This window comes from Calothrix sp. NIES-2100 (assembly GCF_963875285.1).
In the GTDB taxonomy this organism is placed as follows: Bacteria; Cyanobacteriota; Cyanobacteriia; order Cyanobacteriales; family Nostocaceae; genus Aulosira.
In genome coordinates this window covers 3,537,224-3,555,363 of the sequence record NZ_CAWNLA010000001.1, presented here as the reverse complement: position 1 = coordinate 3,555,363, position 18,140 = coordinate 3,537,224, and the positions used below count along the sequence as shown (strand labels likewise).

The 18,140-nt window shown below is 41.4% G+C and carries 11 protein-coding genes; 6 read left to right on the top strand and 5 right to left on the bottom strand.

What is annotated here, in order from left to right; all coding sequences use genetic code 11:
* Positions 1 to 15: 15 nt before the first annotated feature.
* Positions 16 to 1,461: a DUF3131 domain-containing protein gene (locus AACU32_RS14720; protein WP_339377897.1), complete on the top strand. Its 1,446-nt coding sequence runs from the start codon at positions 16 to 18 to the stop codon at positions 1,459 to 1,461.
* 571 nt (positions 1,462 to 2,032) lie between these two features.
* On the opposite strand, the gene AACU32_RS14715 is transcribed toward AACU32_RS14720, so the two are convergent.
* From AACU32_RS14715 to AACU32_RS14705, 3 genes are all read right to left on the bottom strand, one after another.
* A complete protein-coding gene (locus tag AACU32_RS14715) occupies positions 2,033 to 2,383 on the bottom strand; it encodes a type II toxin-antitoxin system PemK/MazF family toxin (protein WP_339377896.1) in 351 nt (116 codons plus the stop codon).
* Complete coding sequence (locus tag AACU32_RS14710; protein WP_096600635.1) at positions 2,370 to 2,600, bottom strand: hypothetical protein; 231 nt, start codon at positions 2,598 to 2,600, stop codon at positions 2,370 to 2,372. The genes AACU32_RS14715 and AACU32_RS14710 overlap by 14 nt, the downstream gene beginning before the upstream one ends.
* A 258-nt stretch (positions 2,601 to 2,858) precedes the next feature.
* Positions 2,859 to 3,857 carry a DUF2806 domain-containing protein gene (locus AACU32_RS14705; RefSeq protein WP_096600633.1) on the bottom strand — a complete coding sequence of 333 codons (999 nt, stop codon included), beginning with the start codon at positions 3,855 to 3,857 and terminating at the stop codon, positions 2,859 to 2,861.
* A gap of 288 nt (positions 3,858 to 4,145) precedes the next feature.
* On the opposite strand from AACU32_RS14705, the gene AACU32_RS14700 reads away from it, so the two are divergent.
* From AACU32_RS14700 to AACU32_RS14685, 4 genes are all read left to right on the top strand, one after another.
* Positions 4,146 to 7,010: a DUF3131 domain-containing protein gene (locus AACU32_RS14700; protein WP_096600631.1), complete on the top strand. Its 2,865-nt coding sequence runs from the start codon at positions 4,146 to 4,148 to the stop codon at positions 7,008 to 7,010.
* Positions 7,011 to 7,358: 348 nt separating this feature from the next.
* Positions 7,359 to 8,777, top strand: coding sequence for a DUF3131 domain-containing protein (locus AACU32_RS14695; RefSeq protein WP_096608017.1), 1,419 nt, complete (start codon positions 7,359 to 7,361; stop codon positions 8,775 to 8,777).
* A gap of 19 nt (positions 8,778 to 8,796) precedes the next feature.
* The gene (locus AACU32_RS14690) at positions 8,797 to 10,788 is read left to right on the top strand and encodes a glycosyltransferase family 2 protein (protein ID WP_096600629.1); all 1,992 of its coding nucleotides are present in this window, start codon (positions 8,797 to 8,799) and stop codon (positions 10,786 to 10,788) included.
* Between the two features lie 141 nt (positions 10,789 to 10,929).
* Positions 10,930 to 11,262: an STAS domain-containing protein gene (locus tag AACU32_RS14685; protein ID WP_096600627.1), complete on the top strand. Its 333-nt coding sequence runs from the start codon at positions 10,930 to 10,932 to the stop codon at positions 11,260 to 11,262.
* Positions 11,263 to 11,284: 22 nt separating this feature from the next.
* Here the strand turns inward: AACU32_RS14685 and AACU32_RS14680 are convergent, their stop codons facing one another.
* A complete protein-coding gene (locus AACU32_RS14680; RefSeq protein ID WP_096600625.1) occupies positions 11,285 to 12,475 on the bottom strand; it encodes a SpoIIE family protein phosphatase in 1,191 nt (396 codons plus the stop codon).
* A 176-nt stretch (positions 12,476 to 12,651) separates the two neighbouring features.
* Between AACU32_RS14680 and AACU32_RS14675 the strand changes: the two genes are divergently transcribed.
* Positions 12,652 to 13,068 carry an ATP-binding protein gene (locus tag AACU32_RS14675; RefSeq protein WP_096600623.1) on the top strand — a complete coding sequence of 139 codons (417 nt, stop codon included), beginning with the start codon at positions 12,652 to 12,654 and terminating at the stop codon, positions 13,066 to 13,068.
* Here the strand turns inward: AACU32_RS14675 and AACU32_RS14670 are convergent.
* Positions 13,062 to 17,921 (bottom strand): PAS domain S-box protein, encoded by a 4,860-nt coding sequence (locus tag AACU32_RS14670; protein ID WP_339377894.1) that lies wholly within the window; start codon positions 17,919 to 17,921, stop codon positions 13,062 to 13,064. The genes AACU32_RS14675 and AACU32_RS14670 overlap by 7 nt on opposite strands.
* Between the last annotated feature and the right edge of the window lie 219 nt (positions 17,922 to 18,140).

Here is an 18,140-nt window from a genome sequence, read left to right as displayed (position 1 = left end):
AAAGGCTGAAGCATCATGAGTTCTGACTTTCAACCACCACCTAAAGGCTTGTCCATACTGGCTACTGTCGGAGGGGTAGTTACCGCAGTCATCGCGATCGCTGGGTTAAATTTTTGGTCTAGTCGTCTTTCTCAAAATACACAAACGCCTGCAATATCAACATCTCAAACTGTTACCCCGACAGCAAACTTGGAAACACAAGCGCAAAAAGTAGCAAAACTTGATGCTAACTCTATCGTGCTACAAGGAACACCTATTACTCCCAGTGAACTAATCAGCAAAGCACCTTTTATTACGCCTGGAGTCAAAACACTAGATGCAGTTGACATCGCAGCTGCGCGTCAGGCTTGGTTGTATTTCCAACGCAACTGGAACGATAAAACTGGCTTAGTAAATTCTGTTGATGGCTTTGCATCTGTGACTATGTGGGATCAAGCAGCTGCGATCGCTGCTTTGGTGAGTGCGAAAGAACTCAACATCATCCCCGCCGCAGAATTTGAAGCGAAGATGACTAAGATGTTGCAGACTCTAGCATCGCTACCTTTATATAAAGGTGAACTGCCCAACAAAGTCTACAACGCCAAAACTCTGATACCTGTGAATTATGGACAATTAGAGAAAAACGAAGAAATTGGTTGGTCAGCCATCGATTTGGGGCGGATGGCATTATGGTTGAAAATTGTCGAAGCCAAGTATCCCAAAATGCGATCGCCTGTGCAAGCTGTGTGGAAGCATTGGCAAGTTAAGCGCCTCACCAAAAATGGGCAAATGTACGGTACTGCTGTTGTCCAAGGTAAAGAACAGTACAACCAAGAAGGTCGCTTAGGCTATGAAAACTATGCCGCCTATGGTTTGAAACTGTGGGGATTAGATGTCAAGCAAGCCTTAGATTATAAGTCTAATACCGCCTTTGTCAATCTTTATGGACAGGGTGTGCCCTATGATCGCCGCGACGCTAACAACTCAGGTGCTAATAACTACGTTCTGAGCGAACCTTATATTCTCGATGGCATAGAAACTGGGTTCCAAGCATTACCGAAAGCTTACGCCGATAGAATTTTAGCTGCTCAACAAGCACGTTATCAAGCAACGCAAGAATTAACAGCCCTGACAGAAGACAATTTAGATCGCGAGCCTTACTTCGTTTACAACAGCTTGTTTGTTAACGGCAAACCTTGGGCAACAATTACAGATACTCAACAACAGCACAATAATTTACGCTTCCTTAGTGCTAAAGCTGCGATCGGCTGGCATGTACTTTACAACACCGATTACACGCACTCCCTATCAAATATTGTCTTCAATCAACTGAAATCTGATAAAGGTTGGTACAACGGATTGTACGAATCTCTGCGTCAGCCAAATAAATCTCTCACAGCTAACAATAATGGCGTAATTTTAGAGAGCTTTCTTTATAAGCAAGTTGGTAAACCTCTGATTGTTTGGGCGGGAGTAAATTGAAAAGGCGATCGCATAAGTCGATTTTTTGGATATCGAACCACAGATAAACACGGATGCACATAGATAAATATCGGTGTTTATCTGTGGTTTTTGCCAGAAGCCTAAATCATACCAAGTTGCTATCAAAGGTAGTATCTGTCATTGCGACCGGAAAGCAGTGGAGGGAAGCAATCTCATTAATCTCAAGCTACTACAACAGACTGCAACTTAGAGGATGTTTGAAAAGTGGTTTGCTGTGATTTTAATCACATTATTACCCCGATATATTGGGGGGAAACAAGAAAAATCCAGTTCCCTCCCCTTTATTGGTTATACGAATCGCAAAAGTTGGTTGTACGAGTTGCAAAAGTTGATTTACGAAGCGATCATCAGCAATGTGTTCACAAAGTTGGACATCGTCGAGATATGTAAAACTAATTATTTATAGCTACCTTATATCGTGTGAGCGATCGCCCATTGCTGCGATCGTTAGCTGTAGTCTAGTGTTGGTAAACTTTTGGTAACGCTTGTTTTCAGCAGCGGCAGACAAATTTTCGCGTCCGCTGTCACAGAGTTGTTATATTCACTACATTTAGCTGTTAATGTTCAAAACAAGGGCTAAAGCTTGGCTAATTCCTTGCATTGTCTCATCAGCCAAGGTTCCCACTTGCCCGATCAGTCTTTGCTGGGAAACAGAACGTACCTGAAACGCATCTGCAGCTGACAATTTGCTCAATCCATTGTCTGGTATAGGTTCAACCTTGACCATCCAGGGAATCTGGGCAAATGCTTCATTCCAGGCTGTAATGGGTACAACGATTTTCAACCGGAGAACCCCGATCTGATCGTTGCTGACAATCACACAAGGGCGAGTTTTACCAATTTCATCGCCAACGGTGGGATCGGCACGATAAAGCCAGATTTGACCTCTACGCATAGTCATGATATTCGTAAAAGTCTTCATTACAAGTATCAACAAACTCAGTTAGGTCACTGCCTTCTGCGTAGTAGGGATTCATGATTTCAGCAGCAGCCATCAAGCTAAGTTTTTCGGGTTTCTCCATGTCTTCGCGCACCAAACGCAGTGCAAATTCAATCACCTCTAGCCGTTCGACATTCGGCATTTGCTTGATTGCTTCTAAAATTTGAGATTTGATCATAGTTAATTATATCTACCTACTTAATGCCATAACAAATTCAGGCAACTGGCTGCCAGTCAATACATTTATCTTAATCTACAGCCAGCTGAGGATTTTATCTGAGATCTGACGCTGTTGTTATGCTGGCTGGCGATCGCAATCAGACAGTTTTCTCTGTTTGCTTTCTCTACGTGAGCGATCGCTATCACTGTTGAAATGCTAGTATCACGAAGAGTGATCGCTGATTGTTATGCTATGTGCATAATCATTTCAACATAACTAAGCTGACTCCTCAGTATCGAGATATGTTTTGTCTCCTATATATATTAATTCACCATCATCTTTAGCGATAGGTGCCCAAGCTACTTTCATACCATCTCGCTTCAATTTTTGGGCAACGAATTTTATATATTCCATATCAGTTGAGCCTGATATAAGTTTCAACAATTCTGTACCTGCTTTTGTTAACAGCCCAACTTTATTTTCGATTTTAGGTGTATCTTTCTCTCTTTCAAATAAGAGAACCAAAGAGGAGTAGAATAATCGAGATGTAGTGCCTGAGATGGAAGCCTCAAAAGAAAAATTTATAAAATCACTATCAGTTATAAGACCAGCTTCTCTTAAACTAAGAATTTCAGGAAAAGTAATCGTATTGTTTTTTTTAAAGATATATTCCTGTGGATCAAGGTAAAAAGCTATTTTCCTATTATTTAAAACATATTGCACTAGTTTGACAAAGTTTTCTGCTTCTTGTCGTGAAAGATTTTTCACTGTCTCAAGAGTCCGCAGCGAGAAAGAACCTGGTTCTGTAATCTCCCCAGCCAGGATTTTTCCCCACCAGTATTGGAGATCTTCTGTCGAAATTTTCTCTGCTATGTCGAAAAAATGATTAATCCATTCTGGTTCTGGCTTATTTTCTGGGATCTCACTTTTGTTTGCTAGTTCCTCAGCAGCGTTTGCACATATGGATTCTATATTCTGCTGCTTTCGTAACTCCTGGTATTCACTACGGCTTGTCACACGCTCAGGAAGTGAGAGGATCTGGCTAGGTGTTTCAGACGATGCCAACATCTTAATTTTTCCATCCTCATAATCAGCACCACCAAGCAACTTGCGGTTCTCAGCCATAGCTTCGGAAATAACTCGTATTTCGTAAGCTTTAGCTTCAGCATTTTTCTTGATCAGGTATGGGCGTGAAACTGCTCCGATCCCTTCAGCTATCACTTCAATCAGTCTCTTGAGTGGCTCACTAATGCCAGCTAAATCTTTGACTTCCATTTACAGCAGAGATTGAGTAAACAACTTAATACTGAATGCTAACAAAAATTTAGGCGTTGCTGAATCATGGGAAGATTTCGCCCAATTTGGAACGAATTTTCAATGGTTTCGACCGCCAATACATGCCGTATTTATGCAACGCCAAAATTTAATACTATGCTCTAACCAAGATCTCAAGCAGCATGAATATCCGCAAGATGCAGGAGTTACTAGGAAACATCAATAAAGCTCGATTTACGGATATAACTGTACAGACGGGTTACGACACTCCTAACTCTTTCTTCGTATATGCTATACAAGCACCATCAGCAAAAGCTGTTGAGATGGATTGCATTGTTCCTGGTTGGGACATTTCTGCAACTGTTGTTTTACATTCCAACGCCAGTCTTATCTCAAAATTCCAGTAGCTGTAGTAATATTACTGCTCCACTCACGCCGGAAGAACAAACTTATGCTCGTGCGGCTTGGCAATATTTTGTCAAAAATTATCAGCCAGCAACGGGATTTACCAATTCTACTGGGGGTTATCCTTCCGGTACGCTCTGGGATATGGGGAATTACTTGATGGCGTTGAATGCGGCGCGATGGTTGAATCTCACTGACCAAAAAGATTTTGATAACCGCCTCAACAAGTTTTTGACGACTCTTAGCAGCCTGAAGCTATTTGAAGATGCTTTGCCTAATAAAGTCTACAACGCAGCTACGGCAGAGATAGTTGATTATGGTAACAATAAGAGCGATCGCGGTATTGGTTGGTCTGCTTTAGATATCGGTCGGATACTGGCGGCGTTTGATGTGATTCGCACTTGTTACCCGCAATATAATGATTGGCTGAAAGGGATTGTAGCCAAGTGGCAGGTTGGGCGATCGCTCAAAGATGAACAACTGTTTGGTGCGATGGTTCTTCCAGATAATAAAACATTACTGGTACAAGAAGGACGACTCGGCTACGAAGAATACGGCGCTAGAGGTTATCAACTTTGGGGTTTTTCTGCACCAAAAGCGATCGCCTTGGAACCATATAAGATGGTGGAAATTAATGGCGTGCAAATTCCTGTTGATACCCGCGATTTTCAAAGCACTAACGCAAATAATTACGTTGTCAGTGAATCTTACATCCTTGATGGTATCGAATTTGGCTTGCAAGGTGAGTTAGCAGATTTTGCGGCTAGGGTTTTAGAAGTGCAGAAGCGGCGTTACGATGCTACAGGTCAGTTGACTGCGGTCACAGAAGATAACATCGACCAAGCACCCTATTTTCTTTACAATACTGTTTACGCTAACGGTAACGCTTGGGCAACAATTACAGATAACAACCAACCTTACCCGCAGTTTCGCAGCATTAGTACAAAAGCAGCTTTTGGTTGGCGGTATCTTTTCCCAGACAATGCTTATGCGCAAAAGCTGTTTGATGCAGTTAAGGATCTGCGCAGTCCTGATGACGGTGGTTACTATACTGGGATTTATGAGGAATCGAAGCAGCCGAATAAGGTTTTAACCGGCAATACTAACGGGCTAATTTTGGAGATTTTATACTACAAAGCCAGGGGGAATCGCCCTTTAATTGCATCTGCTGCTACGAATACACCAACCAAACCCCCTAGTAACAATAATTCGACTCCAACTCCGCCAGCAAATTCTAGCGTTCCAGCGGCGACACCAACCCCGCCAGCAAATTCTAGCGTTCCGGTGGCGACACCAACGCCTCCAGCAAATTCTAGCGTTCCGGCTCCAACTCCAACCCCTGGGAATACTCCCAAGGTGGTTGAGGTGGCTGTTGCGCCGATTCCACCAGTTGGGAGTCCAGAATCATTATCTAACCTGAAATTAGCTCGACCCTTAACGGTAATTGAACGGCGCTATGCAGAAGCCGCATGGAGATATTTTCAAGCAAATTATCATTCTCAAAGTGGGCTAATTGACGATCGCAGTGATTTTAAAGGAGCAACTGTTTGGGGATTAGGAGATTATCTCGCAGCGCTTCATGCAGCGCGATCGCTCGATATTATTTCCGCTAAAGAATTCGATCAGCGCACCCGCCATCTGTTAGCAGCTATAGCCAAGCTACCGTTGTTTGCTGGAGAATTGCCGAATCGGGGTTACGATACGCGATCGCTCCAACCAATAGATTACGGTGGTAACCCAGTTCCTGAAGGTAATGGCTGGTCAGCTTTAGATTTAGGCAGGATGTTAGCAGCGCTGTACAATTTGAAAAGCTATTATCCAGAATATACAAAAGCAGTTGATCAAATTGTCTTGGATTGGTCGTATCTCCGGGTAGTGCGGGATGGGATTCTCTCTAGCGCGACAACCGCCAAAGATCAACAAGGGCGAACCCTCACCCGCGTCAACCCAGAAACCCGCTTGGGTTATGAAGAATATGCGGCGCGTGCTTTTCAATTATGGGGTTTTGATGTTGCGGGTTCTGTTGTTGGGGGTGAATATCAAACGACTTTGGTGGAAGGGGTGAAAGTCCCAATCCAACGCCAGCGTCCAGATACTAACTCCAAAGTTAACCAATACACAGTTAGCAATCCTTTCTTACTGTATGCCTTAGAGTTTGGACTAGATCCAAAAATGCGATCGCTCTTTGAGCCAATTTTCCAAGCGCAAGCCGAACGTTACCGTCGCACAGGTATTTTGACAGCCTCAGCTACTACCTTAATAGATCGCAAGCCTTACACCGTCCACAGCACAATTACTGCACAGGACAAACCTTGGGTAGTTGTGGGTGCTTTGGGGGATGACGCACAGACTGTACCCCAACGAATGGTGAGTACAGCAGTAGCTTTTGCCTATTATGCGCTGCTGCCAGAAAATCAATATAGCCAAAAGTTACTGCAAGGAACAACTGACTTATATAACCCTTTAGCAGGTTTTTATGAAGGCTTTTATGAAACCACAGGTAAAACCGCAGTTGGTTTCACTGGAAGCACCAACAGTATGATTTTGCAATCCTTGCTATACACACTCATGAATCGCCAACCGTTAATTCGTCCTACGGCGATGAAATCTCCTTGGTGGGAGGCTGTCACCCAAGGAAATTCTGGGCGCGGTTTACCTAGGATTGCTAAATCAACAGCTAGGTTGATTTCTGATAGTTATGGAAATTACTGGGTATCTGATGGCGAAAATACCAGAGTTTCAAAATGATTGAGTAAGTGAATTCGGCGAACACCCACCCAGCGAATCTCTCCTACGAAGAGCTAAGGTGTCTAAATTCCTTGCTAATCAAACCAAATGCTCATCTTTTACCCTCTGTGTTCTCTGCGTTCTCTGTGGTTAGTAAAAAATGATTTTTTAACCGCAGAGGGCACAGCGAAAAGTCCGATCAGAACTTTTCAAGACAGAGAACACAGAGTAAAGAGCTTGGAGCTGAGGTCAAATATTAATGCGATGAACCACTGGACTGTTAGTTATGAATTTCACTAGGGAATACTTACTCTTAGGTCAATGCAAATTATTGCAACAGCGATGACAGAGATGATAACAAGTGTGCTTATGCCAACAATGTTATATGCAACTATTAATCAGGAAACCCTAGTTTGTCTTAGTCACAAGGTAGGAGAATGTGCTGATATAAATATTAATTTTCGTTTGAGGGAAACTGGTTTTGAACAACATCATCAATTAATTGCTGCGCCCGATAACTTTAATCCTGACTTAGATTTGCCCACACCCGCATCTGTACCTTCATCTCCAACTCCTGCTGTTCCTCCACCTATACCAAAACCAACAACAATTCCGCCTGCAATAACGTCTCCACCACGATTAACGCAAAAAGCCGATCAAATTGCTGCCCAACAAGCCTGGAAGTATTTTGAGCGTAACTGGAATCCGCAAACGGGTTTAGTGAATTCCGGAGATAATTTTCCTTGGACTACTTGGTGGGATCAGGGTAGTGCTTTACTAGGTATTCATGCGGCTTACCAGTTAAGGCTATTGCCAAAAGATGTGTTTCAGCAGCGAATGCACACATTACTTAACACATTAGAAAAATTACCGATACCGCAAACGGGTTTACCCAACAAAGCTTATAGCACTGATACTGCCCAAATGCGTCAACTCAATAACAAACCTGACCCCAAGGGTCTTAGTGGTTGGTCAGCTTTAGACATGGGGCGATTTTTGTTGGGATTGTATGTGATGCGATCGCATTATCCAGAATATAGCTCTCGCATTAACCGCATTGTCGCTCGCTGGAATTTAGCAAAACTAATCAAAGATGGTTGGTTAAATGGTGCTATTCCTGACTCAGGGGGCAAATTTCGAGAAGTCCAAGAAGGGCGTTTAGGCTACGAACAATACGCCGCCTATAGTTTAAAGCTGTGGAATCTTCACGCCCTAAAAGCTCTTTCTCATCCCCCAGTACAGACAGTACAAGTAGATGGTATTACTCTGTTAATCGATCAGCGCAATTTAAAAAATTCTGGAGCTACCAACTACTTAACAAATGACCCTTATGTGCTTTGGGGTTTAGAAATGGGTTGGCCGGATACCGTCAAACCTCAAGTGCAAAATCTCTTCCAAGTGCAAGCACAAAGGTTTAAGCGGACTGGAATTTTAACTGCTGTCAATGAAGATTCTTTAGATCGTCCTCCTTATTTCTTGTATTACAGTGTCTACGCCAATGGTCAACCTTGGCAAGCTACTAGTGTGAGAGAAAAAACCTATCCCCATCTGCGATTTCTTAGCACCAAAGCGGCATTTTCTTGGTATGCATTAATGCCAGATGAACCTTATAGTCAAAGGTTGCGAAACTTTGTTCAGGATTTAACTAGTAAAAATAACGGTTATTTTTCTGGGCGCTATGAAAATTCCCAACTAGGTATTAATAATTCATTAGATGTTAATACTAACGCAGTTATTTTAGAAAGCCTGCTTTACCAAGCAAGAAACAAACGTCCGTTAATTTTTTAATTTTATTTTTGGTAATACAATGACTTCAGTATCTGTGGTTAATAATTCACCTAACTTTTCTGGTAATAGCCGTTCGAGTCTGAAAAAAAGAACCTTACTCTTTCGCTATTTAGCAGAAATTAATTTAATTTTTGGTGCTTGGTATATATATTGGCGCATCACTCATTCCATCAACTTTGATTTACTTTGGTTGGCAATTCCGTTGCTGATAGCAGAAATTTATAGCTATATCGGCGGGATGATGTTTGTGATTGGATTATGGCGACCCCTAGAGAGGCAGATTAAATCACTTGAGTATCTAACACCTCCTTTATTAAAGTCTCATTGGCCAACTGTAGATGTATTTATAGCCTGCTACAACGAGCCACCAGAAATTGTTGAACAAACTGCCAGAGCCGCCCTCGCCATAGATTATCCTCCAACTAAGCTGCGAGTTTATATATTAGATGATGGCAATTCTTCCCAGATGCGAGCTATGTCAGAAAAGCTAGGGATTGAGGATTTACAGTCACCGCTATTACAACAGGAGGTGAATCGAATTGATAGCGAACTTGCTGATTTGATGAAGCGATCGCACGATTTAGAAAATCTCAAACCGACTTTGATAGATGCTGAACAATGGCTGCAAAACCTCCAAGCAGAAAATGTCAACATTGAGGAATATACGGATACAAAATTTGTATATAGTTTGCGACAGTTTCTACTTTGGTTAAATCCTCATCCCCAAAATCTTGATGAACGTATAGTTACTGAGCAGCAATTATTAGAACAAGCTATTCACCAAAAATCATTAGAACTAGTTTCTCTTTCCCGATTACGTTATATTGCCCGCCCCAAACAACCAGGTGTACCTCATCATGCCAAAGCAGGTAATCTCAATTACGCAATTTTTTCTGGAGAAACTTCTGGGGAATTTATTCTGACTTTAGATGCAGATCATATTCCTAAACCACAGTTTCTCAAGCGAGTATTACCATATTTTTATAACTACAATTTGTTTGTTGGGCAATATGAACAAAATAAAATCGCGTTTGTGCAAACACCCCAGGATTTTTATAATATTCCTGCTGGCGATCCCTTTGGACATCGAGCCAATTTATTTTACGGGCCGTTACAACAAGGTAAAGATGGCATGAATGCCGCTTTCTATACAGGAACAAATGCCATATTGCGAAGAGAGGCACTGATTAGTGTTGGACTACAATACTTTGTAGATGAGTATGCCAAAGATGAAAAACGCTTAGACGAATTTGAATTAATTGGTGGCGTATCTAGCAACAGTATTACCGAAGATATGAATACAGCCATGCGTCTGCATAGTGCTGGGTGGCAATCTGTTTATCATCATGAACTATTGGCAGAAGGTTTAGCCCCAGATGATTTGAGTTCTACACTCAAACAAAAGTTACGCTGGGCACAAGGAACTATTCAAGTATTAGTACGCGAAAATCCCTTGAGTAAACCAGGCTTAAGTTTTTGGCAACGGCTGCACTATTTCAAGACAATGTATAGCTATTTTTCTGGTTTTGCTACTGTGATTTTTATCTGTTGTCCAATTATCTATTTTTTTACAGGACTCATTCCAGTTAAAACCTATGGATATGAATTTGCCTTACACTTCTTTCCGGCTTTTCTTCTCAATAGATTGACATTTTTGATTGCTGGCTGGGGAATTCCGGCTAGGGAAATATGGCGTTCTGAACAATATGCGATCGCTCTCTTTCCTCTCTTAATCCAAGCAGTATGGAGTGTCATTTCCGGTAGATCAATCAAGTTTCAAGTTACACCTAAACAGCGTCAATCAGGTATTTATTTTCAGCTAGTTTGGCCACAACTGGTGATATTTACTTTGACGATTTTAGGCATGATTTGGAGCCTCTATCGCTTTGCAATTGGTAATTTACATGACCCTTGGGTACACTTACTTAATGGTGCTTGGGCTACATATAACTTATTACTTCTGTGGTCTATTATCCATGCTGCTTTTTGGCAGCCACCACAAGACGCTTGAGATCTGCTCATCACTCGCTACCAGATCCCCGACTTCTTGAAGAAGTCGGGGATCTTAATAAAAACATCTTGCAGTTTTCATGATGTCAATGCCAGAATAGCGATGTATAATCAACCACCAAAATAATAGGTCAATGTAGATATGGCAGTTACAGTGACAACAATAGAACTATCTGGTATTTTAAATGCTGATAGAGGTAATCAGTTGCGGCGTGATGTTAGTGATTTGATAGCGCAACAACAAAAATTTGATGTTTTATTGATTGACTTGAAAGATGTAAACTTTATTGATAGTTCTGGTTTAGGTGCTTTAGTATCGTCTATGCAAACAGTGCGCAATGCAAATGCAAAACTCTTTGTCTGTTCTGCTAGCGCTCAAGTCAAAATGTTATTTGAACTGACTAAACTAGATAGAATTATTCAAAACTTTGTGGATCGGGAAGACTTCAAACGCCAAGTACTTTCAGTACAGTAAACAATTACGTACCTTTGCGCGACTAACCAAAGTTAACCTTCAGCAAAGATAAGTCATCATCCAGATGTTCTTGAGCATTTAAGGACATAATGTGCGCTAAAACTTGCTTGAGTTGACTGGTATTGATATTGCTAGAATTTATTAGCAAATCAATCAAGGCATTGAGTCCCCAAATCTTACCATCTGGCTGATGGATTTCATAAGCACCATCACTAAAAATGAATAAAGTACTGTTGGTGGAGATGTCCAAAGCCGCATCCTCGAAGTAGATATCAGCTAAGAAACCAATTGGTAAATCTAAAGAACCTAGCTGTCTCACATCGATGTCTGTTTTATCTTTACCCGATATCAGTACAGCCGGAGGATGTCCAGCACTGGCGTAAACAAGTTGACGTTGAGGGAGGTGATAAACTCCATACCAGATGGTAAAGTATTTCTCACCGTGGTGGCTCATCTGAAAAGCTTGATTAAGAGCTTTGAGGACTTGACTAGGTTGACAAAAATTAGTGTTAGGTAGAGATTGCGATCGCAACACATTCAGCACAGATACAGATAATAGCGCTGAACCAACTCCATGTCCTGATACATCCAACAGATAAATTGCTAAATGCTCATCATCCAGCCAGTGATAGTCAAAGCAATCGCCTCCTAATTGGGTTGAAGGAATAAACAGCGCTTCTATAGTGACTTTTCCGGACAAAGATGGCGGTAAAAGCGATCGCACATAATCGGCTGCTTCAGCTAATTCGGCTTCTAAAATTTGCTTTTGAGTTTGCAAATTTTGATTAAGTTGCTCTAAAGCTTGCTTTTGAGTTTGTAAATCTTGATTGAGTTGGTGTAACCTTAACCCTGCTCTGACTCTCGCTTTTAATTCATTCATCTCTATTGGCTTGGAGACAAATTCATCTGCACCTGCATCTAATCCCTGAACTCTATCTTTTTCCTCTCCTGGTGCTGCGCCTTTAGCAGTCAACAAAATGAAAAAAGTAGTTGCCAATTCTGGATCGGCTTTAATGCGACGACAGACTTCTAATCCGTCGAGTTTCGACATCATCCAATCACAGATAATTAGCGCTGGATGTAAGCTTTTTGCTAAGATAATTCCTTCCTCACCATCGCTGGCTGTGGTAGTATCATAACCTTGGTTTAGCAGTGTTCTTTTGAGTACTGTACGTACTATCGGGTCATCATCAATAATCAGGATTTTTAACATAAATACATTGATTAATTTTCACTTATATTCGGCTATCAATAGTTATAAATTAACACATTTGTTAGCATAATATAACCGCGTATATCTAGCCAACAAGATGTATAATCCAAAAATTACATTAAATTAATTATATTTATTGAAAAATTTCCATTAATCAAGTTTTTATATTAGGGAATATGAGTACCAAAATCTTTCTCCAAGTCAATACAGACCTCAAAGAATCTTCAAAAGTTTTAACATGGTTTGAGCAGATAAATAATCCTCCTCTTCCTGATAAAAAAGTCTGGTGGGAATGTCAAACATTGCTGATAGAAGGCTTCGCTAATATTGTAGAACATGCACATGTCAATTTACCAATTCAAACGCCAATTGAATTGGAAGCTGTGCGGTTAAGGGAACGCATAGAAATTCGGATATGGTCGCAAGGTGTAGCTTTTAACTTAGAGCAGAAATTACAAAATGTGTCAGAATTTGAGGAAAATGAAGCAGCGCGAGGACGAGGATTAAAAATTATGGCAACGCTCGCTGATAAGTTGAGTTATGAACAAACAGCAGATAATCGTTACTGTTTATTTATCAGTAAATATTATTGATTTTGAATAGCTATTAAAAAAGCTTGAATTTGGTTGATGAATTCTGCTAACTCATTAATTAACTTAGCAGTACCTCTACGCTCTTGCTGATGAGCTAATTGTTCTAATTGCTCTGCGGCTTGTTGCATCGTTGTCGCTCCCACATTAGCACTAGCACCTTTGAGATGATGAGCTTCCTGTGCAACTCGCTGAAAATCATTATTATCGATGGCTGCTTTGGTTAATTCTAAATGAAATTTGCTATCTTCAACAAAGATTTGTAATAGCTCAAATTCAAATTCTGGATTATTTTCTGAGAGTTGATGCAAGTATTCCCAATTTATAGCTAGATTTGGTAGATCATTATCTGTTGTTGTTGGCTTTGCTGCCTGTGTTTTTAAGATTTCGCTTTCCCAATGCTTTAGTACTGCTGCTAATTTTTCTTTGATCACTGGTTTGCTTAAATAGTCATCCATACCTGCATCTAGACACATTTGTTTGTCTTCTTTCATGGCATTAGCAGTCATGGCAACTACCACAGGACGGCGACGACTAGCAAAAGCGCTTTCTTGCCAACGATGAATTTCTTTTGTGGTATCTAAACCATCGAGAATTGGCATTTGGCAATCCATGAGAATCAAGTCGTAGGGAATTGTTGCTAATAGCTGCAATACTTCTTGACCATTGGCAGCAACATCGGCACTGTAACCTAAGCTTTGTAGCTGTTTTAGGGCGACTTTTTGATTTACCAAATTATCTTCGGCTAGGATAATTCTTAACGGGGATTTATCAGAGTTATTTGTCTGGGTGATCCGGGGACATTTAGAAAAGTTTGTCACACTTAAAGCATCAGAATTATCTGGTTTTGGCTGAGTTTCTAAGTTAGTCATAATAGTATCGAGGAGGCGAGATGGTTTAACGGGTTTAACTAAATAAGCAGCAAATCCTATTTGCTGCGCCTGTTGTACTTCATCGCGTAAATTACTAGAGGTGAGCATAATCAACGGTATATTAGCGATCGCAGAATTGGCTTTAATTTGTGTGCCTAGAGTTATACCATCGGTATCGGGCATTTGCATATCAATCAAAGCGATATCATAGGGTTGTTTCTGCTCACAAGCTTGTTCTAGAGCAATAATTCCCGCCGCCGCACAGTCAGCGGTATCTACTCTCATTCCCCAACGGGTAGCTTGATGGTAGATAATTTTCCGGTTAGTAGCATTATCATCTACTACTAATAAACGGCGATTGTTTAACACTCCGCGATCGCGAATTACAGAATTAGGCTTTTGTTGCTTAGCAAAAGTCATTTCAAACCAAAATTTCGAGCCTTCCCCTATCTGACTTTCTACGCCAATTTCTCCTCCCATCAAAGTTACCAGTTGTTTGCAAATCGCTAATCCCAAACCTGTACCGCCATATTTGCGGGTAGTAGAAGCATCCACCTGGATAAATGGTGTAAAGAGTTTACCTTGATCTTCAGGCGCAATCCCAACACCTGTATCTGTGACAGTAAAGCGAATAGTGGCTGTAGTGGAGGAATGCGTTCGCAATTCTGCTCGTACTACAACCTCACCGCTGCTGCTAAACTTAATCGCATTGCTAATTAGGTTCACCAAAATTTGTCGCAGACGGCTAGCATCCCCCAATAGTTGCGTGGGAACGTTGCGATAAATTAAGGCGGCAATTTCCAATCCTTTATTGTGGGCTTGGGGAGCTAACAAATCTAAAACTTCTTCAAAACAAGTTGATAAATCAAACTCGAGAATTTCCAGCATCATTTCCCCAGCCTCTAGTTTGGATAAATCCAAAATTTCGTTGATCAGGGATAACAATGCATCGCCACTAATGCGAATAGTTTCTACAAAATCTCTTTGTTCAGAGTTGAGTGTAGTTTCTAACAACAAACCAGTCATCCCCAACACTGCATTCATGGGAGTGCGAATTTCATGGCTCATATTAGCGAGGAATCGAGACTTAAATTGTGAAGCTTCCACCGCCGCTTCTCGTGCTTCTACTAACTCATTAATTACGTCAGTCACCATAATTATCCCACCCACTTGGTCATTGTGATTTAGCCAAGGGTGAATTGCCCAACGTAGATAAATTTTCGAGCCATTTTCCCGATAAAATACATCTTCTGGGTTAGAGATAGCCTCACCTTGTAGAGCTAGCTGATGAATAGCTTTCCAATGTTCAGGGATATCTGGAAACACTTCATAATGGCTGCGATTAATAATAGATTGCTCTTGAATACCGTAATCTGTAAGCCACTTATTGCTATAAGCCAGATAACGCATTTCGGTATCAAACATAGCCATTGCTACAGGTGCAGAGGTGATAATTTCCTGGAGTTGTCGCCGTTCTCTTTCTAGTGATTCTTCTACCCGCTTACGCTCAGTAATATCTGTATGGGAACCTGCCATGCGTACTGGGTTGCCTGCTTCATCCCAAAGTGCTTGACCCCGATCTAAAATCCATTTATATGTGCCGTCTTTACAAAGCATTCGATGCTCACTGATATAAAATGGCGTTTTTTTAGCAAAGTGATCTTGGATTAGTTGTGTTACCCAGGCTAAATCATCTGGATGCACTCGCTTTGACCATTCTTCTACATGGTGAGAAATTTCCTGCTCTGCGTAACCCAGCATTTCTTTCCAACGAGTAGAGAAAAAAACCTCATTAGTTTTAACGTTCCAATCCCAAATACCATCACTGTTGCCACGCAAAGCTAATTGCCAACGTTGTTCACTTTCAGTCAATATATTGTTAACTAGTTGCAGGCGATTTTGACTTTCTAAAAGTTGTTCTTCTGCTTGTTTACGTTTGATAAACTGACCTACTTGATTACCAAGTGATGTCATGATTCGCAGCAAATCTGCGTCTTGTGGTTGAATTCTTTGCTGAAAAAATGCCATCACCCCAATAGTTTGATTCCCGCTACAAATCGGAAAAGCAAAAGCTGTGTGCAATCCCAATTGCGCTGCAACTTCTACTCGCAGAAACTTGTCATCATTCATCACATCACTCAGCCAAACAGGTTCACCACTAGCCCAGACACATCCAGGTAGTCCTACACCCAAAGCAAAAGTCATTTGCTGAGTGACAACTGCAAACTCTTGTAATTTTGAGGATGCTTTGTACCAGGTATTGAGACAGCGTAAAACATTAGCTGATTCATCCACTAGCCAAATCTCGCCCCAATCTAATATCAAATTCTCGCCAATTCCTTGCAAGATTCTGTTAGTAGCCTCCTGAATTGTCAGCGATTCTGCTAAAGCGCTGGTAGTGGCATATTCTGCTGCTAGATGTTGTTCAGCCCTTTTGCGTGCAGTGATATCAATCCCCGTAGCGATAATGTATTCAACGTTTCCCTCTTCATCTTTCAAGATAGTATTTGACCAAGCAATCAACCGTCGGCTACCATCTTTAGTTACCCAGTAGTTTTCGTAGTCTTTAGCACTTACTCCATTTTGTAGCTGTTGGAAAACTGCTTTGGCTGGCTCAACTTCTTCCGGGAGTACGAAAATATTCCAGAAATACCTACCTCTGACTTCATCAAATGAGTAACCAGTGGTTTGCTCACAAGCTTGATTGAAACGAACGATTTGCCCTTGTGCATCGAGAACTATGACTAAGGCGCTGGCTGTATCAAGCACCGCCGAAATAAAGTTGCGTTCTTCATTGAGTGTATCCTCGATCAATTTCCGTGCCGTAACTTCACCGTAAATTAGGTAATAAACTACGGCAAGAGTCAAAAAACCTGAGCCGATCGCGATCGCGATTATCCAAATTGTATTGTTAGCACTAGCTGTTGCAGCTTGGGACTGTTGCTGAAGTAACTCTTTTTCTTCAGTTTCCATCTCACGGATAACTTTGCGGATATCATCCATGAGACTTTGTCCTTTATTTGTGCGGATGAGCTGCAATGCAGCCTCCAATCCCTGACGCTGGCGCAAGTCGATAGTTTGCTTGATTTCGGTAAATTTTGCATCTACTAGGAGTTTGAGTGCATCGAGACGCTGCTGTTGTTGCGATTGGGCGGCTGCTAAATTTCTCAGTTCCTCAATTTCTGGATTTACCTTTGTCAGTGCTACTTGATATGGTTTTAAATAACTCTGTTGTCCAGTCAGAATGTAACCGCGTTGTCCAGTCTCAGCATCCTTAATGTGTGATAGCAGTTCTTCTAAATGGTGAATTTTCTCTTGGGTTCTTTTAACTTGATTAGTTGTATTAATCAATACTTTTGTACTGTGATCAGAAACTACGCCAATCAAGACTAAAATCACCGATGCTAATCCAAAACCGCCAGCAACCCTTTGAAAGAATTGCTGACGTAGCTTTTGCTTTTCTTTGCGTTCTTTAGTTACAAGTACCAAACTAGCCAAGTTCCGCCGCAGTTCCATTTGCTTAATTACTTGGCGCCCTAGAATTCGTAATGCTTCCACCTGTTCTGGAGATAGGTTTCGGGGTATTTGATCGATCACGCACAGTGTTCCCACACTATAGCCAAGAGCGTTGGTTAAGGGTACACCAGCATAAAACCGAACATTCGGCTCAGAAATAACTAATGGATTGGTCGCAAACCGTTCGTCATCTGTCGCATCAGGCACAATAAAAACGTCAGGTTGTAAAATGGCATGGGCACAAAATGCAATATCTCTTGGCGTTTCTAGTGCATCCAGCCCGACTTTTGACTTGAACCACTGACGATTTGTGTCAACTAGGCTGATTAAAGCAATAGGAGTTCCACAAATATACGATGCTAAACGAGTCAGGTCATCAAAGGCAGCTTCCGATGGAGTATCAAGGATTTTGTACTCTAAAAGCGACTCGATTCTCTGTTTTTCGTCATCAGGTAATGGTGCTTTCATCCTTGCCCCTTATCGACATTCACAGTTGCTATATTGCAACGTGCTAATCATTCTGGCACAAGGTTTTTAAGCTGTCGTGAAATTAGGGGCTAGGGGCTAAGGGGATGAGGGGGGACAAGGAGAGAAGTCTGAGCGGAGGCTTCCTCCGATCAGAACTTCGGAGGGACAAGGGAGTGTGGGGAGTTTTCTTCCCAATGCCCAATGCCCAATAAAAACAGT